We start from the raw sequence: 23,730 nt of genomic DNA, 5'->3' as shown, positions 1-23,730 counted from the left end.
CGCCCTACCCGAGCGGTCGCGACCAGACGTCGGCGATCGAGGGGTCGTAGTACGCCGGGTCGTCCTGGTTCTCGAACTTCACACGCACGGTCCCGTCCGCCGCGGCCAGCGCTGCCGGCACGACGACCTCGTGCGTCTCGGTGCCGGCGCCCACGGTGCGCTGGTGCGTCCGCAGCAGTACTTCCTCGCCGTCGACGTAGACCTTGTAGCGCTTGGTCTGCGCTCGGTCGTACGTCTCGACCGCGCGGAGCACGAACGGTTTGCCGGGCTCGATCTCGAGGTCGAACGCGAAGTGCGAGAACGGCGTGAGGTGACCCGCGTACCGCCGCGTCAGCCCTGCCTCGTTGCTCGTTCCGGACGAGCTGGATGCCGTCAGACCGTGCGCCTGCTCCGAGGACGCCGCCCCGAGGTCGACGTGGTCGATCGCATCCGCGACCGACGGATCGATCACGACCACCGCCGTCCCGCTGCCGGTGGCGAGCTTCTCGCCGTCGCGGGTGAACGCCACGTCGAGCGAGTGCTGGGCGCGGGCCCGCTCGGTGTCGCGGGGAACAGCCACGGACAGCGACACCGTCTCCTCGCCACCCGCTGCCACCTCGACGTCCACGGGCTCCGGCACGGTCCAGCCCTTCGGGACCCCGACCTCGACCGAGCCGGTGACGGGCACCCGGCCCAGGTTGCGGACGCGCGTGGTCACCGTTGCCTCCCCACCGGGGCGGACCTCGCTCGGCGTCACGACGACTTCATCCAGCGCGACCGGAGAGGCGACACCGACCGTGAAGCGCTTCGAGACCGCCAGGTGTGCGCCGGAGACCACGAAGCCGACCCGTGCCGACGCCGTGACCGAGGCCGGCTTCTGCTCCTCGTCGACGGTGACGGTGAGGTCCGTGCTCTTCTGCTCGCCCGGGGCGAGCTTCTTCGCGAGCGTCACCGGCTTCCCGGCTGCCCACCCGTCAGGCAGCTCGACAGCAGAGGCGGTGATGTCGCTCGACTGACGCCGCCCGCCGTTGCTCGCCGTCACTGTCACGGCGACGTCGTCACCGGGTCGTACGGCGGTGTCCGGTGCCGTCGCGCGGAACGACAGCTCGAGCAGGTCCGCCACGGCGACGGATGTGGCGCCGCGCGCGCCCTCGAGCGCCGCGCGTACCTTCTGCTCGTCGCTGTCCGACAGACCCGCCGAGGCGATCAGGTGGTCGAGCGGCTTCAGGGCGTGGTGCGCGAGGACGAGCGCGTCGGCCGCCTTCTCGTCGCGGTCCTGACGGGCATGCGCAAGAGCCGCCGTGGCGGAGGCGTCCGCGCCGGACGCCGCGACGCGGGCAAGCGCGAGCATCGCCGCACGCCCACCACTGACGTCGCGCAGGCTCGTCCGCAGCTCCCCGATGCGGTCCTTCACGTCCCCGACGAGGCCGGCCTGATCGTCGGAGACGAACGCGTACGAGCCGGAGCCGACCTCGACGACGACGTCGCCGCCGGCGTACGACACGTCATGGACACCCTCGGCGTCGGCGACCGCACGCCCTCCCTCGGTGACGGCGAGCGCGTTCGCGGCAGGGATGCGCACGGTCGCGGTGGAGCCGACCGGCACGTCGACATCCATCGTGAGGCGGTCGCCGCTGCGCCGCCAGCTGTTGCTGACCGGACCGTACGGCGTCTTGGTCGAGGCGCGTGCCCAGTCCATCTTGTCGGTGACCGCCGGGGCGATGGAGACGTTGCGGTAGCCGGTCTCCTCCGACGGGCTGATGCCCGCCACGTCGTGGTAGTACCAGTCGTCGACCGTGCCGAGGAAGTAGTGGCCGCGGGAGCGGGCGTCGAGCGCCCAGTGCTCCCACATCGACGTGCCGCCGTTCTCGGTCATGAAGCCCCAGCTGGGATACGTCGTCTGCGTGGCGAGCTCGTACGCGATGTCGGCGTAACCGTGGTCGGTGAGGACCGGCAAGAGGTACTTCGTGCCGAGCACACCCGTGTTGAGGTGCATGCCCTTGTCCTTGACGTCAGCGACGATGCTTGCCGCGGCCGTCTTCGCGGTCGCCTCGTCCGGGGCCAGCCCGAACGCGAGCGCGAGCACGTTGTGCGTCTGTCGGTAGCCGCGGTCGCCGTTGCCGCGGTAAGAGCCGGCGGCGCGGTCGAGGAAGCGGTCGTTGAAGGTCTTCTTCACGACGGCGGCGTTCTTCGCGAAGGCGTCGGCATCGGCGTCCTTGCCGAGGAACCGGGCCGAGCGCTCCATCGACGTCAGCATCGCGTACAGGTACGCCGTACCCGAGACCCGCGTGTCCTCGGGTGCGTTGCCACCGGCTGGGCTCGCCTCAGGGCTCACCCAGTCACCCAGGCGGGGATTGGTCACGAGCCCGTCCGCGGAGCGACCGAACTCGAGGTCGACGTACTTCTTCATGCCGTCGTAGTAGTGGGTGAGCGTGCGGGTGTCTCCGCCGTACTGATAGAGCCACCACGGGATCATCACGTACGCGGAGTGCCACGGCGGCGCGACGCCCCACTCCCCCCAGCTGCCGGAGCTCGGCGCGATCACCATCGGCGCGCCCTCGGCGTCGCGGGTGTCGTTCATGTCGGTCGTCCACTTGGCGAAGAGCTCGTGGACGTCGAGGTTCATCATGAACATCTCGGCGCCGACGGCCGCGTCACCGGTCCACCCGTTCTTCTCGAACATCGGGGTGTCGGTCGGGATCCCGTGGATGTTGTTCTTGAGCGTGTCGACGACAGCACGGTGCACGTCGTTCATGATCCGGCTGGAGCTCTCGAACGATCCGGTCTCCGCGGCGTCGGTGTGCACCGCCTTGGCCGTGAACGCGCTGAGCGGCGGTGCTTCGTCGCCCGGCCACCCGGTGACCTCGACGTACTGGAAGCCCTTGTAGGAGAACTGCGACTCCCACGACTCCTTCTCCCCTGTGCCGGCCAAGATGAAGCGGTCGGTCTGGAAGCCGGACTGGAAGCCTCCGTTGTTGGAGAAGTTCGGTCGGCCGTCGGCCTTGAGCTTCTCGCCGTACTGCGCCTTGATCGTCGTGCCTGCGGCGCCCTTAGCGGTGAGCTCGACCCATCCGGCGAGGACCCGGGGGAACTTCACGACGTACACGCCGTCGGCGGGCTCCGTGATCTCTTCGGCAGGCAGCGACTCAGTGACACGGATCGGCTGCTGCCGCTGGTTGACCAGCGTGCCCTTCGGTCCGTCGACCTCGCTCGCATGCTTCCATGCCGCGTCGTCGAACCCGACCTCGTCGAACCCGTCCTGCACCAGGCGCGCGTCGTACGTCTCGCCGGCGAAGAGGTCGTCGAAGACCGTCGGGCCGTCGTGGATCGTCCAGGAGTCGTCGGTCACCACGTTCTTAGTGGTCCCATCCGCGTACTCGAGCCGCAGGACCGCACGGGTGACGGGCTCGTCGTGCCACGGCGGCGACTCCCACCGCCAGACATTGCCGCCGGTCATCCCGTAGAAGCCGCGACCGAGCTCGACGCCCAGCGCGTTCTTGCCGGGCTGGAGCTGGTCGGTCAAGTCGGTGCCGACGTACTGTGCGCGGTCGTCGAAGTCGGTGAACCCCGGCGACAGCACATCCTTGCTGATCGGCGCACCGTTGACGCTGACGTCGGCATAGCCGCCCGCCGCGACGAAGAGCGTCGCCGCAGTGAGGTTCTTGCCGACGGAGAACTCCTTGCGCAGGAGCGGCGCAGGAGCGGTCTTCTTCGCAGGCGGGCGGACGCCGCTCCCCCACGGGCCGCTGCCGTACGCGGCCTGGACCACAGCCGGCGCCCACGCACTGTCATCGAAACCGGGTTCCTGGAATCCGTCCGTGACCTGCTTGCTCGCCTTCCAGGAGGTGTCGGTGGTCGTGACCGTCGTCGAGCCGTCGGACCACGTCGTCCGGATCTTGGCGATCAGGCCGGCGGGCGATCCGGGCCCGTTGTCGGTGCGCACGGCGAGGACGTTGCGATCCGGCCGCAGCGCGACCTTGTAGAGGTGCGACTGCTGCCACTCGTTCTCCGCGCCGCTGGTCTCACCGAGGAGCGAGCCGTTGAGCCAGACGCGGAACAGGTCGTCGGCGGTGAGGAGGATCTCGGCGCTGATCGCCGTCTTTCCCTCCGGCGCGTCCCACGTGGAGCGGAACGCGCGGGGCTCCGCGGGCGCGACCGGGGTGGTTGCCTCCGGAGTCCAGATCCACGAGGCGCCCCTCGGGTCGAGCGAGTCGGTCTCCGCCACGCGCTCGTTGCCGATCCACGCGCTGCCGGCCCAGTCTGTCTCTCCGAGCAGTCCGGTGCGGAACGTGCTCGTCGCGCCGGCCTTGCCCGCGCTCGTCACGACGTCGACGCGCCAGTGGTAGCGGGTCGCAGGGTCGAGGGCCGGACCGTCGTACGCGACGTTCGCCGACTCCTGCGACCGTACGGTGCCGCTGTCCCAGCTCGTCCGGTTGCCGGTGAGGCGCTTCTCCGTGGTGGCGAGCCTCAGGCGGTACGACGTCTGCCTGACGTCGCGTTGCTTCGTCGAGATCACCCAGCTGAACCTCGGCTTCTCGACATCGAGTCCGATCGGCGTCGACTTCTTCTCGACCTCGAGGTCGACGAGCTTCACGCCCTTCGGCGACGCGGTCGGTGCTGCTCCGACCGCGGGGGCGGCGTTCAGCGCGGGAAAGAGCAGGGCAAGCACCACGACGAGAGCCGCAGCGACACGACCCCGATCGAGCGGTCGGCGTTCCGACGCGGGCTTCGGCACGATTCTCCTCAGGAATTAAAACGATTCAACGAGGGAACGTAACCACACCTGATATGACGCGGACAACAGAAGTGACCGGTTGCGGCCAACACGCGCGACGGGGCTCCGACCATTGGACAGCAGAGGCCGCCCGCCCTCGACCCGAGTCGAGTGCGGGCGGCCCTTCGTCCTCTAGCGCGGTTGCTCCGCGATCTGGAACTGCACGTTGCCGTCCGGCGTGACCTGGGCGTCGAGGATCTTGTCGTCCAGCACCGCAGAGGCGCCGTCCTCGAGGTAGACCTTGGCCTCACCCGACTCGACGAGCGTGTCACCAGGCTCGCCTGCCAGTACGGCGGCGATGGCGAAGCCCTCCGCACCCGGTCCGCTGATGCGGAGACCCCCGTTCTCAGAGGGGACCTGCTTGTTGACCAGGGTCGTGACGATGTCGCTGGCGTTCTCGGTGAGGGTGAGCATGAGCTCTCCTTCCGTGGTGAACAGGTCCTCCCACCGTTCGTCGCGATGCGCCCGCGTTCAAGCGAGTGTCCGCTGGGTGGACAACCCGCCGGTACGGACGGCGGCTACCCTGCGGTCATGAGGAGCCACGTGACCCGGGAGGGCGGCACGGTCGTACGCCCGGCGGGTGCGTGGTCGGAGGCGGTCCACGCGCTCCTGAGAACGCTCAACGCGGCCGGCCTGGCGGGGGTCCCGGAGCCCCTCGAGATCATGCCGGACGGGCGGGAACGGCTCACCTACCTCGAAGGCACCGTCCCCGCCTACCCCATGCCGGACTGGGTGTGGGGAGACCTTGCGCTCGAGTCGACGGTGGAGCTCCTTCGTAGGGCTCACGACGCGTCGGCGAGCGCACCGAGGTCGGGACCGTGGCGGTCCCCCGTGCGCCAACCCGCGGAGGTCATCTGCCACAACGACTTCGCGCCGTACAACCTCGTGTTCGACGAGGGCCGCGCCATCGGCGCCATCGACTGGGACTTCGCGTCGCCGGGCCCGCGGGTATGGGATCTCGCCTACCTCGCGTACCGGATCGTGCCGCTCTCGACCGCCGACTTGGGCGATGGGTTCACCGACCGCCAGCGGCGTCGGCGACTTGAAAAGCTAGCGCGCCTGTACGACCCGGCCCTGGAGGCGGACGAGGTCTCGGCGATGGTTCCGGCACGGCTGCTCGAGCTCGCCGACCTCACTGCGGCAGCAGCCGAACGGCTGGGCGACGCCTTCCTCCACGACGACGCGGCGCTCTATCGCCGCGACACTGCGCACCTGTCGTCCTGAACTGTTAGTGGTCGCCACCTGCGTCGGGTTGACGGTCGCCACGCTGGGCGGCGAGGCCTACGAGACCGTCGTCCCGGTCTGGCTCGGGACGGTCACCGTCGTGCTCCCCGGCCTTGCCGGGATCACCGCCGTCGTCGCGGCCTGGCGGGGCGGGCGCGACTGAGGCGCGCGCGGGACCAGCGGCGAGCCCTACGGGTACGCGAGCCGGGTGCGTGACAGGAACGCGTCCGGCGTGCGCGACTCCAGGAGCTCGACGAGGACACCGTCGCTCGTCGTGCCGTAGCAGACGGCCGCGATGCCACCGCTGGACTCGGTGACGTCGTGGTGCCACGTCGTCCCGGCGACCTTCTGCCGTACGCCGTCGATGTCCGTGACGTCGAGGCAGAGGTGGTTGACGCCGAGGTCGACCGGGCGGGCCCGCGGCTCGTCGGCGCCTCCCGACACCTCGACGGCGACAGGGCCGGGAACCGTCGGAAGTGCGTGCGCCTCGGCGTCGGGGACCTGGACGAGGACACCGACGAGACCCGTCGGCCCGTCGCTGGCGACCACCGTCACCGGCGTGCCGTCCGGGCACCGTACGCGGCGCGCGCCCGACGGGGTACCGCCGGCGTCGACCGCCTGCGCGTACGTCGCGTCAGGGTCGACCGCCGCCCAGACGAGGCCCTTGACGCCGGGCGATCCCGGACTCCGTACGCCAGGGGTCGGCGACGCGAACCCGAAGAGCTCCATGAACGCGGCGTCCGTACGAAGCAGGATCACCTCGGCCGACGTGCCCTCGGTCGCGAGCGACTCGTCCGCCGGGGCCGTCCCGACCGGCCACCCGAAAGCCCCGTGCTCGTGCGCCGACAGGCCGCCGATCCAGAAGCGGCGTGCCGCCTCCAGGTCCGCGACGCTGATGCCTACGTGGTTGAGGGCGACGACGCGCCCGGCACTCTCCATGCCCGGAACCTATCGGGCGACAGCCTCCTCCGGGGCGGTCTTCACCCTCCCGGGCAGGACAAGCCCGGCAACCGCTGCCGAGACGGCGGCGGCGACGGCGGCGACCAGGAACGCCGCGGTGTATCCCGAGGCGGTCTGGTCGACCAGGCTGGCGGCGGCGACGCTCGACACGACCGCCGCCCCGAGCGACGCGCCGAACTCGTGGAACGTGGAGACGATGCCGGAGGCGATGCCCGCCTCGTGCGGTGCCACCATGCCGAGCGCCGTGGCTGACGCCACCACGAACAGCGTCCCGAGCCCAGCCGCGCTTACGCTGATGCCGACGACCACGCCGACGGTCGTCGTCCAGAGCACCGGGACGGCGAGACCCGCGGCGGCGAGGAGCATCCCGCCGACCCCGAGCGCGCGTCCGCCCGTACGGCCGATGAGCCGGCCACCGATCTGGGCTCCCGCCATGGTCGCCAGCGCGACGGGCAGGAACAGCAGCCCCGTCGCGAGCGGACCGAGGTCCGCGCGCCCCTGGAGGTAGAACGAGCCCAGGAAGAACACCGCCACCATCAGGGCCGTCGTGATCGCGATGACGAAGATGCCGGAGCTGACCGGCCTGCGCGCGAGCAGGTGCAGGTCCATCAAAGGTGAGGGGGCGATCCGCTGCCAGAGGCCGAACGCCAGGTAGAGCACGACGGAGACGGCGAAGAGGGTCAACGTCCGCGGCTCCAGCCAGCCGTCGTCCCCGGCGTCGATCATCGCGTAGATCAGGGTGCCGGTCGCCGCGGTGACGAGCACCGCACCGAGGACGTCCGGTCGCCGGGAGGCGCCGAGGCCCGCCGGCGGCAGACTGGGGAGCACGCGCGCGAGGACGACGAGCACGATCGCGCCGATCGGGACGTTCACGTAGAACACCCACGGCCAGCCCGGGCCGGCGGTCAGCACACCACCGACGAGGACACCGACCGCGGCGCCGCCTCCGCCGAGGGCGGACCAGATCCCCAGGGCACGGTTGCGCTCGTCGCCGTCGAACATGCGCACGACCGCCGAGAGGGCAGCGGGCGAGAGCATCGCCGCACCGAGCCCCTGGCCGACACGGCCCGCGAGGACGGTCCCCGCCTCCTCCGCGGCGCCGGTGACCAGCGACGCGATCGTGAACACGGCGAGCCCGGCGAAGACGAGCGCCTTGGGCCCGATGAGGTCGGCGAGACGCCCTCCGAGGAGCATCAGCCCGCCGAAGGTCAGGGTGTACGCGCTGACGACCCAGGTCAGCTCCTCGCGACTGAGGCCCACGTCGGCACCCATGTGCGGCAGCGCGATCGCCACGACGGTGACGTCGAGGATGAGCATGAACTGCGCGATGCCCAGCAGGGCGAGCGCGAGCCAGCGCTGCGGGTACGGGGTCGAAGCCTGGCCCGTCGGGCCGTCGGACGGGTGTGCGGAGGTCGCCATGACACTCCTCCTAAGTTGGACACGCAAGTACGAGATACTCCAGGCATACACCAACTCGTACTGCGCTGTCCAACTTAGGAGGGTGAGGCGCGACCCTTTAGCGACGGGAGGCGACTCAGATGTCGGTCGGCATCACAGCCGTGCCGCTCTTCATCCGCTCGCGGAAGCTGCCGGTCGGGAACTCCCGGTCCTTGAGCTTCTCCATGAACTCGCGCAGCGTGCGCGTCCCGTACGCCGGGGCGACGTGATCGACGACCGACCAGTACTTTGCGGCCTCGAGGTAGTACGCGACCGGCGCGACCTTCTTGCTGTACTTGCCGATGCGCTGCAGGCGCGCGATCTTCTTGTCCCAGGTCGTCATGGGCACGACGTCCCACTGCGGGTCGCGTCCGGTGACGTCGAACATCATCTGGCCGGCGTCCTTGAGCGTGACCACGTTGTCGGCCTGCCAGGGTCCACCGACGGGGAGCACGCGACCGAGCGCCTCCGGCGAGAGCACCTGGTTGGTGAGGAACTCGGCGAGGTCCTCACGCGCGATCGGGTTGACGACGTTGTACTCGCCGTGGTCGAAGATCCGGTACGGCAGACCGTTCTTGACGTCACCGAACGTCATCGACAGGTATGGGTAGTACGCCGTCGGCCGCACGATCGTCCACGGCAGCGCGCCGTGGTGCTGGCCCATGAGCTCGCCCTCGACCTGCAGCTTGTAGACCTGCGGGATCAGCTCGGGCCGGTACGCGCCGTAGTCGCTGACGTGGATGAACTGCTGCACCTGGTGGCCGACGGCGGAACGGATGCCGTTCATGACCGCGTCGTAGTCGACGAGCTTGCACTCTTCGGCGTCGTTCGGGCGGCGACCGCTGAGCAGCGACACGACCACGGCCGTCGGCGCCGCCGCGACGGCGTTCTCGACGTCCTCGGGGCGCGTGGCGTCTCCGGACACGATCTCCGCGCCGGCGTCGAGGAAGACCGGATCGTTCTTCACCGCCGCGTCGCGTGCCAGCACCGCAGGCTTGTATCCGCGCCGGGCCAGCTCCGGCACGAGCGCGCGGCCGATGTATCCGGTGCCGCCGAGCACGAGGACGCGCTCACCGTTGCCGCTGCCGGTGGGGCCGGTCGCATAGGTGCCCGAGGTGCTGGAGAGGAGACGCGTGCGCAGCTCGTGACTGCGCTGCTGAGCGGAGGTCGCGTCGAGGGAGGTGATCGTGCTGTAGGCCATGGGGCAGATCGTATATCTTATTGCGCATCTCGGGGAGCCCTTCGGCCGAAGATCCGGCTTCTCCACACCCAGGTCATGGCCACCGGACGGCCCCTGTGGACAGCGCCAGCCGAGGCTCCCAGGCGGACACACCCTGCATGCATGACGATCCCCAACAACGCCGACACCGGCGCATTCGCCCGGTTCCTCCACGACCTCGGCGACGAGCTGGCCGAGATGGTGCGGTTCGCGCCACGGACCCCGGTCGGCCAGCTCACCGTCGACGTGCGACGCCGCCGTCCTGACCTCACGATCCGCGACGCCGACGTGCTCAACGCGGTCACCGAGACCTTGATGCTGGTCGGCCATCCCGACGGGACGGTGAGCCATCTCGCCTCCGTGCTCGACGGATGCGTCTTCACCCAGCGGGTGCGCGCCACCACCACGGAGCGCGTCGATGTCCGCGGGGGCACCTCACTCCTCCCGATCGAGATGATCGTGCGCGAGGAGCACGAGCACGGGCGACCTCTGCCGGTCTCCACGTCCCCGTTCGGAGACGAGACGCTCGTCGGCCCGTCCGGATGGCTCCCGACGATCCCGCCGTACGGGCTCGTTGGCCTCCGCTGGACCGGCGGAGCCGTCGTCGCAGGACGGGTGGACGAGCCTGAGGTGTCCCCCGACCACATCGCGCGGATCTCCGAGCTGCTGGCCGACCACTACCGCAAGCAGGAGTGGTGGGGGTTCGAAGAGCGCGGCCTGGATGCGCGTCCCGCGGACCTTCTGCGCGCGATCGCACAGGCCAAGCTCGAGGACCCGTCCCTCTTCTGCGACCCGCTCCCTCCCCTCGCCGAGCTCATGTACGACCCGCTCGACCGCGACCAGGACCGCTTCCTCTGGCGCGAGCACGCCGCCATCCGACAGGGCGAGAACGTCAGCTTCTCGGTGCAGGGGATGCCCGACGGCCTCCATGCCGAGCTCAGGTCGCGCGCGACGACGTACGGCATGTCGTTCGACCAGTACGTGATCGCGATCCTCGGGCATCTCGCCTGGCGCACGCCGTTCGCCGAGGACCTCGGCCCGGTTGAGCGATGGTGGCCGGGCGAGAGCGACCCCTTCGGTCGCAGGTGATGCGTTAGCATCATGTGCGTGCGCACCACTCTTGACATCGACGACGACGTGCTTCGCGCGGTCAAGGAGCGGGCGCGGCGCGAGGGACGCAGCGCCGGCGCAGTCGTCTCAGACCTCGTCCGCGAGTCGCTCACCCGTTCGGTCGACATGAAGCCCGACGAGGGCTTCTTCGGCTTCTCTCCCCTGCCGCACCGAGGCCCCGTCGTCTCCAACGCGCTGGTGGACGAGCTGCGCGAGGAGATCGGCGAGTGAGGGCGCTCCTCGACGTCAACGTGCTGCTCGCTCTGTTCGACCGCGACCACGCCGATCACGCCCGTGCCCGTGACTGGCTGACGGCCGAGATCACACAGGGCTGGGCGTCCTGCCCGCTGACCCAGAACGGGTTCGTCCGCGTGGTCGGCCAGCCGCAACACCCGAGCCCGGTCCCGGTCGCGCAGGCGATCCAGATGCTGGCCCGGGCGTGCAGCACCGAGCACCACGAGTTCTGGCCCAGCGACCGCAGCCTGCTCGACGAGACGTTCGTCGACCCACGTCGGATCCACGGGCCGCGCCAGGTCACCGACCTCTACCTCCTCGCGACCGCGGTCGCACACGGCGGGAGGTTCGTGACGTTCGACCGCGCGATCCCGGTGTCCGCGGTGCCCGGAGCGACGAACGACCACCTCGTCGTGCTCTGAGCGACCCCTCGAACGGCCCTCGCGGCCTACGACGGGCAGTGTGATCCATTTCACTCTACGGTGTCGCCATCCGCCTTCTTCACCTCCAGAAAAAGGATGTCGCCCCCATGCCAAGATCCTCAACCCTGCGCAGGAAGGTCACCGCTGTCGCGCTCGCGCTCACGGTGCCGAGCCTGATCGCCGCCAGCACGACCGTACCGGCGGCTTTCGCCGATCCGTCCCCACCCGCATCCGACACCGTCACCCTCGAACGCCTCCCCGACGAGGTGCCCTCGGTCGTCGAGATCACCGTGCCGGGCACCGCTGAGCTCGACCGGCTCGTGGCGACCGGCGTCGACCTCGACCACGGCGTCGAGCAGCGCCCGGACGGCCTCGAGGTCCGCGCCATCGTCACACCCCACGAGCTCGAGGCGCTGGAGAAGGCCGGCTTCGAGGCAGGCGAGGTCCTCTACACCGAGAAGGACACCGAGACCGCGCTCGCCGAGCGCGACGCGACGGTCGCCGCGGCCAAGGCCGAGAACACGGCGTTCGCGGACGAGGCGACCCACCCGGACGTCTCCGACGTGAAGATCACGCGCGCGCAGTACTTCACCGCGTTCGGCGTCCCCGTGCTCTCGGTCGAGGCCAAGTGGGCCAACGGGCAGAACGCCACCGACGTCCTCACAGTCGAGCGCGACAGTGGCCCGGGGACGGCGTTCGGCAGCGGCGGCTCGCAGACCATCAACCGCTTCGTCGACGCCGACGTCTACCTCTACCACCGCGGGGCGAGCCCGACGACGGGCGAGCAGGCGGTGACGACGCGTCCGGACCGGATCCGGATCACCAGCCCGACCGGTGACGTGGCGATCGCCAAGGTGACCGACTGGCTGCCCACGGGCGACGAGCCCGACCCGTTCAAGGGCGCGGGCTACCAGGAGGACTTCGTCAGCTCGTACCTCGATCCGACCCAGCTGTACGACCGGATCAAGCAGCTGGCGACGGACTTCCCCGACCTGGCCGAGATCGTCGAGCTGCCGCACCAGACCAACGGCTACCGGCGCCTGGCTCAGGCCGTCATCCCCGCAGGCACGGCGGCTGCGGACCACCCGCGGCGTATCGGCGTCGACTCGAAGGCGTACGGGTCCGAGGGCGGCAACGGCATCACCGTCGCGGTCAAGCACCCGGCCACGCCCGACCAGCCGCTGACGGTCTCCGTCTCCGACAAGGCGATCACGGTCACCTCGGCGACCGACTCCGGCGGTACGGCCACGAGCACGGCCGCGCAGGTCGCCGCCGCCCTCAACGCCGACGCCTCTGCGAGCGCGCTCGTGTCGGCGTACACCTACCGCGGCAACATCGGCGACGGCATCGTGCCGGCAACCGGGGCGACCACCCTCACCGACGGGCTCGATGCGCCGGCGACCGTCTCCCGCGCGCAGCACCCGGTGTACGCGATCAAGATCGGCAAGGTGCGGGACGGCTCGAAGCCGGGCGTCTTCTACTACGCGCAGGAGCATGCGCGCGAGTGGGTGCCGCCGCTGGTCACGATCGAGACCGCCGAGCGGCTGCTGCGCAACTACGCGTCGCACCCGGCGACCAAGGATCTGGTCGACAACCTCGAGATCTGGGTGCTCCCGTCGGTCAACCCCGACGGCGGTCACTACTCGTTCTACGACTTCAGCTCGCAGCGCAAGAACATGGTCAACCACTGCGCGGCGGGCGGCAACGTCGACGCCAACTCCCGCGACTCATGGGGCGTCGACGTCAACCGCAACTACGACGAGTACAGCCTGTTCGACGGCTACTCGGGAGCGTCGCCGAGCTGCACCAGCGGGACGTTCGCCGGTCCGGCGGAGCTGAGCGAGCCCGAGGCGCGCAACGTCGACTGGGTCGCCGCGCGGCCCAACATCAAGTGGTCGATGAACGTGCACAGCTCCGGCAACTACTTCATGTGGTCGCCGGCCGCTTACCAGGTGCCGGGGCGGGTCACCGCTCCGGAGCCCACCTTGGAGGAGGAGTCGCTCTTCCAAGGTGCGTCGTCGCGCATCCTCACCGCGATCAAGCGGCACCGGGGCATGTCGGTGACACCGGCACGGACCGGGCGCGTGGTCGACACGCTCTACTCGGCGGCGGGCAACTCCGGCGACATGCTCTGGTACAAGTACGGCATCTTTGCCTGGGACTTCGAGGTCGGCTCGACGTTCCAGCCGCCGTTCGAGGCCGAGACGCCGACCGGACCGGGTGCGCACCAGGAGGCGATGGAGTTCTCCAACGGTCTGATCGAGATGCTGCGGATCGCGCGTGACCACGAAACCGACACGGTGACGCCGGTCAGCGAGGTGAAGGTGACCTCCAGCACCGTCGAGGGCAAGGTCAACGTCGAGTTCGCCACCAACGAGCCGGCGAGCGTCTTCTACACGACCGACGGCACGGTTCCGAACCTGAGGTCGACCATGTACGCCGCGGCCGGCCTGCGCGAGGGCGGCGAGCGGATCAAGGTCGACGAAGGGGCGGAGATCCGCTGGATCACCGTCGACAGCCGCGGCAACGTCGAGCGGCACTTCATCCCGGGACGCGAGGGCAACTACCGGACCTGGATCGCCGAGATCGGGTACGAGGAGCCCCTGCCCGCGTCGGCGACCGCGTTGACGCTCAACCGTACGACGGTCGTCGCGGGGAAGACCGGGGTCACCGCCGCGATCCACGTCACGGCACCGGGAGCCGGCGACCAGCCGACCCCGTCGGGCGTCGTCACCGTCTATGTCGACGGCGAAGCCGCCGGGTCGGCGGAGATCGATGCGGACGGCCGTGCGAAGGTCCGGCTGGCGGCGATCGGGTCGGTCGGCAACCACCTGCTGACCGCCACGTACGGGGGCAGTGCCGAGCTGGCGGCGAGCACCTCGCCGCCCGTGGCGCTCAAGGTGACGAAGGCCACCGCAGCCCTGTCGGTTGCGGTGTCGCCCCAGCACGTCACGACGAGGACGCGCGCGAGGCTCGCCCTCAGGGTCGAGCCCAAGGGCGTCAACGCCACCGGCGCGGCCGTCGTCACGGTGGGCAGGAGGTCCTACGCCGTCCAGATCAACGCCGAGGGCAAGGGCGCGATCACGCTGCCGCGCCTGTCCCAGGGCACCAGGCGGGTGACCGTGACCTACCTGGGCAACGCCAACCTCACCTCGGCCAAGAAGGTGGTGACGATCAAGGTGCGGCGGTGATCTCGCTGCACTGAGCTGAGGGGCCGGTCACCGGAGGGTGGCCGGCCCCTCGTCATTGCCCCTGTTCACCGGTGTCTCGTGTCAGCAACCGGACCCGCTCGGCGGCGACGACCTCGCGCGCCAGCTCGGCCTCCGAGATGTCGACCGCCTCCGGCGCACTCTCCGCGGTGTCGCTCACCCGCGCGAACTCGTCGAACAGCCTCCGCTTCTGGGCCAGGATCTCGGTGATGCGGCGATCCACCCCGTCCTCCGACAGCAGCCGGTGCACCTGGACGGACTTCAGCTGTCCCATCCGATGAGCACGCGCCACTGCCTGGGCCTCGGTCGTCGGCTTGAGCTGCGGCTCGCAGATGACGACGACCGAGGCCGCCTGGATGTTGAGCCCGACGCCGCCGGCCACGATCTGCGCGACCAGGACCGCGCCGTTGCCGGCGGCGGCGAACTTGTCGACCATGTCCTGGCGCGCGGCCGCGGGCACCGACCCCGTCAACGGACCGAAGACGGGACCCGGAAGCTCACGTGCCACGCGTGCGAGGACCTCACGGAAGTGCGAGAAGACGATCACGCGGCGGTCGTTCGCCTCGGCCTCTTCGACGACGTCGCACAGCCGCTCCATCTTCTGGCTGTCCTGCCCGAGCATCGCCGCCTGCCGCATCGCCATGAAGTTGCCCTCGACGACCGCGGCGCGGTAGGTCCGCTCGTCGTCGCGCGTCATCGGGAGCCACTCGTCGACCTCGACGAGCTTGGGCAGCTCGTCGAGGACGTCCTCCTGGTTGCGCCGCAGGTAGGCGGGCGCGACCTGACGCCGGAACCGGTGGGGCGCGAGCTCGTTCGCATGGACGACGAGATCGGGACGGACGTAGCCGACCAGGTTGCGGAACTCCTCGACGCGGTTCTCCAGCGGTGTCCCGGTCAGGAGGACGGCGCGCTCGCTGCGGTCGAGCAGCGCGGCGGTCCGCTGTGACCGTTGCGCATCCGGGTTCTTGATGTAGTGCGCCTCGTCGACGATGACGCACCCGATCTCGTCGACCTGCTCCAGGTAGGGATCGAGGCGACCGAGCGTCTCGTACGTCGTAACGGCGACGCCGCCTCCGCGTACCCACGCCTGGGCGCCCTCGTCACGTCCCGGGCCGTGGACCCGGTATGCCGTCAGCGTCGACTTGCTCGTGACCTCGCGGGTCCAGTTGGTGACGACGGCTGCGGGGCAGACCACGAGGAAGTGCGTGGCGGCTCCCGTGCTGCGAAGGTGGGCGAGCACGGCCAATGACTCGACCGTCTTGCCGAGGCCCATCTCGTCACCGATGATCACCTTGCGCTGCACCAGCGCGAACCGCGCCGCGAAGCTCTGGTAGCCGCGCAGCGACGCGTCAAGGTCGTCGCCTCTCAGCTCGAGCGCGCGCACGGCCTCGATGATCTCGTCGGGAAGGTCGCCGTGCGTCTTCTCGTCGTCCTCGATCAGGAAGCCGAGCTCGCCGAGCATCGCGAAGTAGTCCGCAGGACGCGCGAGGAAGTCGTCCCAGGGATCGTCCGACGGCATCGCGTGCGCGGAGCCGCCGTCGCCGTTCGCGATCAGCGCCGCCCGTCGTACGACCCGGTCGGCACCGGCGAGCAGCTCGGCCGCCTCTCGCCCCGCGATCCCGAAGACGAGGACGTGACTCACGTGCTCGCCCATCGCGTCGGCCAACGCAGCGAGCTCCTGGCTGCGGACGAGGTCTGCGGACGCGCCCCTCGTCCGCCGTGCGGAGTCCCAGTTCGCGAGGTGGTGCAGCAGCCGGGTCGTCTCGGAGTGTCTGCGGACCACGTCGATGCGCACCGGCGTCTCGTCGTACGTGATCTGCCAGATCGTGCGGGCGGCGCCGACGATCTGCATGCCCGTGGTCGGGCCGAGACCGGGGAGCGTCTCGACGAGCCGGCCCGCGGAGAGCACCTGCTGGACGGTCGTGATCCGGGCGTCGCGCAGCGGCCCGAGCCGGAGCCGGTCGCGGGTCGCCTCCTTGAGCCCCTCGACGGACATGTCGGACAGCAGCCGATGGACGTCGGCCTTGCGTACGGCCTCGCCGGCGTCCTTCGCCGCGTCCCGGTACGCGGCCTCGGCCTGGACCGCAGACGTGAGCGCGTCGACCGCTCCGGGGAGGCGGTGCAGCGCCGCGCCGGGCAGCATCTCGGGTGAATGACCGAGGTCGGAGAGCGCGCCGACCAGGCCGAACGCGGGCTCGAGCAGGTCGGGTGCGGCGAGGCTGGTCGCGTCGTACCGCCCGGATGAGCGCGCGAGCCGCGCGAGCCGCTCGGCGACGTCGCTGCCCGTCCCCCACGCGTGCAGTGCCCGGAGCTGATCTGCGGACGCCGCCGCTTCTGCCTTGCGCTCACGGCCGGCGAAGAAGCGTCGGGACGAGACGAGCGCGGCGACCGTCTCGACGATCTCGCGGCCCCCGTCCAGCTCCTGGATCATCGTGCGGTCGGCAGCCTCCAGCGCCGGCAGGTTCGCCCGATGAGCGAGCAGCTCCAGCAGCGGAGCATCGTCGCGACACAGCGGAACGACGCGCCACGCGGCACGACCGTCGTACGCGACCGTGACGGCGCGCGCTCGCAACGCGCGGACGAGCTCGCGCACCCGCGCCTCGTCGTCCTCGCGTTGCGCCGTGACCGCCTGCGCAGCTGCCGTCCAGCCCTCGACCTCGCTCGCGAGGGTGCGCAGCTGCTTGCGTTCGTCTCGGTTCATGACCTCTCACGGGCTTGAGCATCGGCGGGTTCCCCACGCAAGGCTAGTGACGCACCCCGACGCCCCGACACGCGCGATCCTGTCAGCGACCGTCGCTAGAGTCGGGCCGCAATCCATCTCGGGAGGAATTCGACCTTGACGCTCGAAGAGGTCATCGCCGGCGTGCGCATCGCCGGTCTGGTGCCTGGTGAAGCCGTGCTCGTTCTCGCTGCCCAGTGGCACGGCGGCGACGCGCTCGAGGTCACCTACAAGAGCGTCTCCGGTGCCCTCTCGCAACGCGTGCTCTTCCGCGATGACGAGGCGGCCCTGGGCTCGGCGGACTCCGGCGGTCGCCCGTTCGACGCCCCGGCCGACGACTTCGCGCTCGTCGCCGAGGCGCAGCGCATCACGCTCGCCGGATTGCACGACCCCATGCTCGCGGTCGCGACCAGCGATGTGCAGCCGCTCCCCCACCAGATCCGCGCGGTGTACGGCGAGCTGCTCCCCCGCACACCGCTGCGCTTCCTGCTCGCCGACGACCCCGGCGCCGGCAAGACGATCATGGCGGGCCTCTACATCAAGGAGCTCCTGCTCCGCGACGACGTCCGTCGGTGTCTCATCGTGGCGCCGGGCGGGCTCGTCGAGCAGTGGCAGGACGAGCTCTTCGTCAAGTTCGGCCTGCGGTTCGACCTCCTCACCCCCCAAGCGGTCGACGCGGTCGGGTCCGGCAACGTGTTCGCGCGGCACCCGCTGCTCATCGCCCGGATGGACCACCTCACGCGCAATGAGGCGCTCCAGGCCCAGCTCGCCGACGCCGAGTGGGACCTGGTGGTCGTCGACGAGGCGCACCGCATGGCCGCCCACTACTTCGGCGGCAAGGTCCGCAAGACCAAGCGGTTCCTCCTCGGCGAGCGCCTCGCGAGCGCGACACGACACTTCCTCCTGATGACGGCGACGCCCCACTCCGGCAAGGAGGAGGACTTCCAGCTCTTCTTGACGCTGCTCGACCGTGACCGGTTCGAGGGCAAGTACCAGCAGGACCTGCACTCCTCCGACACCACCGGCGTCATGCGCCGCATGGTCAAGGAGGACCTGCTCACCTTCGACGGTAGGCGGCTCTTCCCCGAACGCATCGCGCAGACCGTCCCGTACGCACTGACCGCGCTCGAGCTCGACCTGTACGAAGCCGTCACCGCCTACGTGCGCGACGGGATGAACCGCGCCGACCGGCTGGACGGCAAGCGCCGCAACACCGTCGGCTTCGCACTCACGGTGTTGCAGCGACGGCTCGCGTCGAGCTCCGAGGCGATTTACGGCTCCCTCGTACGCCGCACCGCGCGCCTCGAACGCCGCAAGGAGGAGATCCTCGCCGGTGTCGACGCGTGGGAGGCCGAGCTCGCGGACCCGCCGGACTTCTCCGACGACGAGGAGTATGCGGCCGCCGAGCTCGAGGAGCTCGAGGACGAGCTGGTCGATGCCGCGACGGCGTCCCGTACGGTGCGCGAGCTTGATGCGGAGCTGGTCGAGCTCGCCGCGCTGACGCAGGCGGCCAGGCGGGTGCGCGACGCCGGCACCGACCGCAAGTGGACCGAACTGCGCACGATCCTCGAGGCGGAGGCCCTCACCTCCGGTCCGGGCGGTCGTCCGCGCAAGCTCATCATCTTCTCCGAGCACCGCGACACTCTCGACTACCTCAATCGGCGCATCACGTCGCTCCTCGGCAGGCCGGACGCGGTGCTCGCCATCCACGGCGGCGTGCCACGATCCGATCGCAGGCGCATCACCGAGGAGTTCACCACCAACCCGCAGGCTCAGATCCTCCTCGCGACCGATGCCGCTGGGGAGGGGCTGAACCTCCACGCCGCGCACCTGATGGTCAACTACGACCTCCCGTGGAACCCCAACCGCCTCGAGCAGCGCTTCGGACGCATCCACCGCATCGGCCAGACGGAGGTCTGCCACCTCTGGAACCTGGTCGCCAGCAATACCCGAGAGGGCCAGGTCTTCCAGCGGCTGCTCGAGAAGATCGACGAACAGCGCGCCGCGTACGGCGGCAAGGTCTACGACATCCTCGGCAGCGCGTTCGACGAGACACCGCTGCGCGATCTCCTCATGGAGGCGGTCCGGTACGGCGAGGACCCCGCCGTGCGCGCGAGCATGGACGAGGTCATCGACCACCGAGTCGCCGACGGGATCAGAGAGCTCCTCTCGGAGCACGCGCTCGCGCACGACTCGATGTCGGAGGCCGAACTCGCTGCCATGAGACGACAGATGGACGAGGCCCAGGCGCGCCGTCTCCAGCCGTACTACATCGAGCTGGCGTTCAAGGGAGCGTTCGCGCGCCTGGGCGGGCGACTCGCGCGACGGGAGACCGGCCGGTACGAGATCGCGCACGTCCCCGCGCAGATCCGGAGCAGGGGGCGCGGCCCGGTCTCGTCGCGCTATCACCGCGTCACGTTCGACCTCGCCTCCGCCGAGGCGGCCGGGCACGATCGTGCCGAGCTCCTGGCTCCGGGTCATGCGCTCCACGACGCGGTGATGGACGAGGCGATCGCGCTGCTGCGCGGATGCCTCGAGCGCGGGACGGTCCTCGTGTCGGCGACGCTCGACCGGCCGCAGCTGCTCGTCGGGGTGATCGAGGAGGTCGTCGACGCCACCGGCAGCTCGGTCGCCAAGCGGTTCGGATACGCGTACGCCGACGAGCAGGGTGTCGTGACACCGGCCGGACCCGCGCCGTACCTCGACTGCCTCGCCGCGCCGCCTGGCCCTCAGACCGCTGACGCCCGCACATGGCCGTGGCTCGCGGACGCCGAGGCCAAGGCGATGAGCTGGATCATCGCGCACCAGCTGCCGGCCTACCTCGCCGAGGTCCAGCCCGTACGCTCACGCGAGCTCGCGCGTGCCCGGACGCTCGTCACCGGTCGGCTGAGCAGCGAGTGCGACCGGCTCGTCCGCGATGCGGCCGCCGCGTCCGCGAGCAAGCGTGGCGGCGAGAGGGGTGCGGAGTCGCCCGAGCGTCTGCGTCGGAAGGCGCGCGAGCTCGAGGTGAGGCTCGAACGCCGCCTCGCGACCCTCGACAAGCAGGCGTCGATGTCGACGAAGCCGCCGCGGATCGTCACCGCCGCGCTCGTCCTGCCCCTCGCGTCGGTCGACGATGCACTGCCAGGCGACGCGCCGATGCACGCGGTCGCCACCAAGGAGGTCGAGCGGCGAGGTGTCGATCTCGTCCTCGCGTGCGAGCAGCGCCTGGGGCGGGCGCCGGAGGAGCAGGCGTTCAACAACCCCGGCTACGACGTGCTCAGCACCGAGCCGAACGGCGACACGCTCCGCATCGAGGTCAAGGCCCGCATCGCCGGCGCCGACGACTTCTTCGTCACGCACAACGAGGTGGTGACCGGCAAGAACGCGGCCCCGCGCTATCGGCTGGCGATGGTCCGCGTCGATCCGCGCGGTGCCGCGTACGACGACGTGCGCTATCTCGACGATCCGTTCGCCGGGGTGGACCTCGGCGGCTTCGAGGCCACGGGGCACCGGGCGAGCTGGGACAAGATGTGGGCGAAGGGCCGAGAGCCGCACTGAGGTCTCCTCGCATGCGCCCCCTCGCGTAGACCCGCCTCGACCGGCGAAGGGTGTACGAGATGCGCATACAGTGCGCCGTACTGTATAGTGCGTGATGTGGACGACGACCTGATCCAACAGCATCTGCAGGAACTGCGGCGCGGCACGGTAGTGCTCGCAAGCCTGGTCTCCCTGCGTGAACCCGGCTACGGCTACGGCCTGCTCGAGTCGCTCAACGACGCGGGCATCACGGTCGACGGCAACACGCTCTATCCCCTGCTGCGCCGCCTGGAGAAGCAGGGCCTGCTCACCAGCGAGTGGAACACCGACGAGGCGAGGCCGCGCAAGTTCTACCGCACCAGCACCGACGGCGACCAGCTCGCCCACACACTCACCGCCGCATGGCACGACATCGACGCTGCGCTCGCGCGCTTCACCACCGGAGGAACCCGATGACCACCACGTTGACCGACAGGTACGTCCACGCCGCCACGCGGTGGCTCCCGGGGCAGACCCGTCGCGATGTCGGGGACGAGCTTCGTGAGCGCATCGCCGACACGGTCGCCGCGCGCGGTGACTCCGCCGCCGTCGAGCGCGAGGTGCTGGAGGAGATGGGCGACCCGTTGCTCGTCGCGGTAAAGTACACCGGCCGCGAGCCGCGGCTGATCGGGCCGCGGTACTTCATGCCGTGGCTGCGCCTCCTCGTCCTGGTGCTCGTGATCGTCCTCCCCATCGTCGGCACGGTGCACATCATCAGCGGTGTCGCGTCCGACGACAACATCGCCACGACGCTGATCGGGGCGGTCGGCGTCATGATCAGCGCCGCCATCCAGATCGCGTTCTGGGTCACGGCTGTCTTCGCCGTCCTGGAGTGGTCGGGCGTCGGTGAGGGCGAGGTGACCGAGCGCTGGACCGTGGACAAGCTCCCAGCCACGGCCCGTTCCGGCCGGCCGTACGCGGAGACGATCGCGAGCCTCGTGTACCTGGCAGTCATGGCGTTCCTGCTGATCGGGCAGCAGACCAGCTCGCCGGTCCGTATCGACGGCGAGAGCATCGCTGTCCTCGATCCCATGCTGTGGGGGTCGTGGATCCCGATCGTGCTCGGCCTGATCGCGCTCGAGATCCTGTTCACCCTCTGGGTCCACGTCAAGGGGTGGACCTGGACCGCGGCAGGCGTCAACGCGGCGCTCGGCGTGGCCTTCGCCGCAGTGACGGTGCCCGTACTGAAGAGCGGTGACTTCCTCAACCCCGAGCTGGTCGAGCGTCTGGGGTGGAATGCCTCGACACTCGACCAGGTGACGCAGGGGATCCTCGTCGGCGTGCTCGTCGTCACCGCGTGGGACGTCATCGACGGCGTCCTCAAGGCGCGGCGCGCCAGTCGCTGAGCCGAGTTGGCAGAACGCCTGAACATCTCGCCGCCGCTGATTAGGCTCGTAGGACCGCTCATTTTCGGGAGTCCCTCGGGTAGGACTAGGAGCAAGCAGTGATTCCTCACGCGAACACCACCAGGCGCACGTTGACGCGCCGTGCCACCGCGCTTGCCGTCGCCGCCACCGCAGCATTTGGTCTGGTGGCCACCACGGTTGTCCCGGCCGAAGCAGCTCCTCGACCTGTGGTCAAGGTCAAGAAGATCGCGACGAAGACCGCCCCGTACGGGGGCAAGATGACGGTGAAGCCCGTCGTGCGTGTACGCGGGCAGGTGGCCGTCGCGTCGAAGACGTTGACCGTCAAGAAGGACGGGCGCATCGTCGCCAAGAACAGAGCGAAGGTCCGCCTCAAGCCAGGCACATACCGTGTTAGGACCCGCGTCAGGTTCCGAACATTCACGATCGTCGACGGCAAGCGGAAGTACTCGGCCTTCAAGAAGCGCACCCGGTCTCAGAAGCTGACGATCAGGCGCGGGCAGCGCCCGAACCGTACCGACCCGATATCGGAGTGGAACTGCCCGTCCTGGGCGCCGATCAAGGGCAACGCGAGCAGCATGATCTATCACCTGCCGGACCAGGCCTTCTACGACCGCACGAAGCCGGAGGACTGCTTCCGGACCGAGGCCGCAGCGAAGGCTGCCGGCTACCGCAAGTCCAAGGTGTAGCCCGGCCGCTCACCCCTCGCGAAGCAGCTCGGCGACGTGGTCCGGGACGTACGTCGACAGGTCCCGCGGCGGACGCTCGTACGAGCCGGTCGCCGCTGGGCGGCCGGGGATCTTGATGTGGGGAGGCTCGACCTCCGTGTATGGGACGGTCGAGAGCAGGTGCGCGATCATGTTCAGCCGGGCCCGCTTCTTGCTGTCGGACTCGACCACGAACCACGGGCTCGTCACCGTGTCGGTGTAGGCCATCATCTCGTCCTTCGCCCGCGAGTACTCCTCCCAGCGGTTGACCGACTCGATGTCGGTCGGACTCAGCTTCCAGCGCCGGATCGGATCGCCGGCCCGCGACCGGAACCGCTTGAGCTGCTCCGCGTCGGACACCGAGAACCAGTACTTGCGCAGCAGGATCCCGTCCTCGATCAGCATCTGCTCGAACTCCGGTGCCTGGCGCATGAACAGCGCGTACTGCTCGTTGGTGCAGTAGCCCATGACGTGCTCGACACCCGCGCGGTTGTACCAGGAGCGGTCGAACAGCGCGATCTCCCCGCCCGCGGGGAGGTGCGGGACGTAGCGCTGGAAGTACCACTGCGTCTTCTCGCGCTCGGTCGGCGCGGGAAGCGCGGCAATGCGGGCGATGCGCGGGTTGAGGTTCTCGGTGATGCGCTTGATCGTGCCGCCCTTGCCGGCAGCGTCTCGGCCCTCGAAGAGCACCACGATGCGCGCCCCGGTGGTCCTCACCCACTCCTGGAGCTTGACCAGCTCGATCTGCAAGCGCGCGAGCTCTGCCTCGTACACCTTCGTCGGGAGCTTGGGCTGCTTCGCTGCGGCGCTCATG

17 protein-coding genes are annotated in these 23,730 nt (G+C 69.9%); 10 read left to right on the top strand and 7 right to left on the bottom strand.

Going from position 1 to position 23,730, the window contains the following annotated elements; all coding sequences use genetic code 11:
- Positions 1-4: 4 nt before the first annotated feature.
- A complete protein-coding gene (locus tag ACFSDF_RS18080) occupies positions 5-4,714 on the bottom strand; it encodes a family 78 glycoside hydrolase catalytic domain (protein WP_377158611.1) in 4,710 nt (1,569 codons plus the stop codon).
- Between the two features lie 171 nt (positions 4,715-4,885).
- The gene (locus ACFSDF_RS18075) at positions 4,886-5,167 is read right to left on the bottom strand and encodes a hypothetical protein (protein WP_167003220.1); all 282 of its coding nucleotides are present in this window, start codon (positions 5,165-5,167) and stop codon (positions 4,886-4,888) included.
- Positions 5,168-5,284: 117 nt separating this feature from the next.
- Here ACFSDF_RS18075 and ACFSDF_RS18070 point away from each other — a divergent pair, with 117 nt between their 5' ends.
- Together ACFSDF_RS18070 and ACFSDF_RS18065 are read left to right on the top strand one after the other, a co-directional pair.
- The gene (locus ACFSDF_RS18070; protein WP_167003222.1) at positions 5,285-5,977 is read left to right on the top strand and encodes a phosphotransferase; all 693 of its coding nucleotides are present in this window, start codon (positions 5,285-5,287) and stop codon (positions 5,975-5,977) included.
- A gap of 7 nt (positions 5,978-5,984) precedes the next feature.
- Entirely contained in the window at positions 5,985-6,140 is a 156-nt protein-coding gene (locus ACFSDF_RS18065) for a hypothetical protein (RefSeq protein WP_167003224.1), read from the top strand.
- 26 nt (positions 6,141-6,166) lie between these two features.
- On the opposite strand, the gene ACFSDF_RS18060 is transcribed toward ACFSDF_RS18065, so the two are convergent.
- The 3 genes from ACFSDF_RS18060 to ACFSDF_RS18050 all read right to left on the bottom strand — a co-directional run bounded on the left by ACFSDF_RS18060 (position 6,167) and on the right by ACFSDF_RS18050 (position 9,575).
- A complete protein-coding gene (locus ACFSDF_RS18060) occupies positions 6,167-6,916 on the bottom strand; it encodes a VOC family protein (protein ID WP_377158608.1) in 750 nt (249 codons plus the stop codon).
- A gap of 9 nt (positions 6,917-6,925) precedes the next feature.
- On the bottom strand, positions 6,926-8,356 hold the full coding sequence (locus ACFSDF_RS18055; RefSeq protein ID WP_167003228.1) for an MFS transporter: 1,431 nt from the start codon (positions 8,354-8,356) through the stop codon (positions 6,926-6,928).
- A gap of 115 nt (positions 8,357-8,471) precedes the next feature.
- Entirely contained in the window at positions 8,472-9,575 is a 1,104-nt protein-coding gene (locus ACFSDF_RS18050; protein ID WP_167003230.1) for an NAD(P)H-binding protein, read from the bottom strand.
- A gap of 141 nt (positions 9,576-9,716) precedes the next feature.
- On the opposite strand from ACFSDF_RS18050, the gene ACFSDF_RS18045 reads away from it, so the two are divergent.
- The 4 genes from ACFSDF_RS18045 (at position 9,717) to ACFSDF_RS18030 (ending at position 14,550) form a co-directional block, all read left to right on the top strand.
- Positions 9,717-10,682: a hypothetical protein gene (locus ACFSDF_RS18045; RefSeq protein WP_377158605.1), complete on the top strand. Its 966-nt coding sequence runs from the start codon at positions 9,717-9,719 to the stop codon at positions 10,680-10,682.
- Between the two features lie 18 nt (positions 10,683-10,700).
- Entirely contained in the window at positions 10,701-10,934 is a 234-nt protein-coding gene (locus tag ACFSDF_RS18040) for a ribbon-helix-helix domain-containing protein (protein ID WP_167003234.1), read from the top strand.
- The gene (locus ACFSDF_RS18035; protein WP_377158603.1) at positions 10,931-11,359 is read left to right on the top strand and encodes a TA system VapC family ribonuclease toxin; all 429 of its coding nucleotides are present in this window, start codon (positions 10,931-10,933) and stop codon (positions 11,357-11,359) included. The genes ACFSDF_RS18040 and ACFSDF_RS18035 overlap by 4 nt, the downstream gene beginning before the upstream one ends.
- A gap of 107 nt (positions 11,360-11,466) precedes the next feature.
- Complete coding sequence (locus ACFSDF_RS18030) at positions 11,467-14,550, top strand: M14 family zinc carboxypeptidase (protein ID WP_377158601.1); 3,084 nt, start codon at positions 11,467-11,469, stop codon at positions 14,548-14,550.
- Between the two features lie 52 nt (positions 14,551-14,602).
- On the opposite strand, the gene ACFSDF_RS18025 is transcribed toward ACFSDF_RS18030, so the two are convergent.
- Positions 14,603-17,269 carry a DEAD/DEAH box helicase gene (locus ACFSDF_RS18025; RefSeq protein ID WP_167250630.1) on the bottom strand — a complete coding sequence of 889 codons (2,667 nt, stop codon included), beginning with the start codon at positions 17,267-17,269 and terminating at the stop codon, positions 14,603-14,605.
- A 135-nt stretch (positions 17,270-17,404) separates the two neighbouring features.
- Between ACFSDF_RS18025 and ACFSDF_RS18020 the strand changes: the two genes are divergently transcribed.
- The 4 genes from ACFSDF_RS18020 to ACFSDF_RS18005 all read left to right on the top strand — a co-directional run bounded on the left by ACFSDF_RS18020 (position 17,405) and on the right by ACFSDF_RS18005 (position 22,898).
- Positions 17,405-20,827, top strand: coding sequence for a helicase-related protein (locus ACFSDF_RS18020; RefSeq protein WP_167250628.1), 3,423 nt, complete (start codon positions 17,405-17,407; stop codon positions 20,825-20,827).
- Between the two features lie 96 nt (positions 20,828-20,923).
- Complete coding sequence (locus ACFSDF_RS18015; protein ID WP_167250625.1) at positions 20,924-21,262, top strand: PadR family transcriptional regulator; 339 nt, start codon at positions 20,924-20,926, stop codon at positions 21,260-21,262.
- Complete coding sequence (locus tag ACFSDF_RS18010) at positions 21,259-22,191, top strand: hypothetical protein (RefSeq protein WP_167003247.1); 933 nt, start codon at positions 21,259-21,261, stop codon at positions 22,189-22,191. Before ACFSDF_RS18015 ends, ACFSDF_RS18010 begins: the two co-directional genes overlap by 4 nt.
- Before the next feature lie 185 nt (positions 22,192-22,376).
- On the top strand, positions 22,377-22,898 hold the full coding sequence (locus ACFSDF_RS18005; RefSeq protein WP_377158598.1) for a sunset domain-containing protein: 522 nt from the start codon (positions 22,377-22,379) through the stop codon (positions 22,896-22,898).
- Between the two features lie 9 nt (positions 22,899-22,907).
- On the opposite strand, the gene ppk2 is transcribed toward ACFSDF_RS18005, so the two are convergent.
- Positions 22,908-23,729 (bottom strand): polyphosphate kinase 2, encoded by an 822-nt coding sequence (ppk2, locus tag ACFSDF_RS18000; RefSeq protein ID WP_167250621.1) that lies wholly within the window; start codon positions 23,727-23,729, stop codon positions 22,908-22,910.
- Position 23,730 lies beyond the last annotated feature (1 nt).

Source organism: Mumia zhuanghuii (assembly GCF_042681565.1).
GTDB lineage: Bacteria > Actinomycetota > Actinomycetes > Propionibacteriales > Nocardioidaceae > Mumia.
This window is presented reverse-complemented; position numbering and strand designations above follow the sequence as displayed.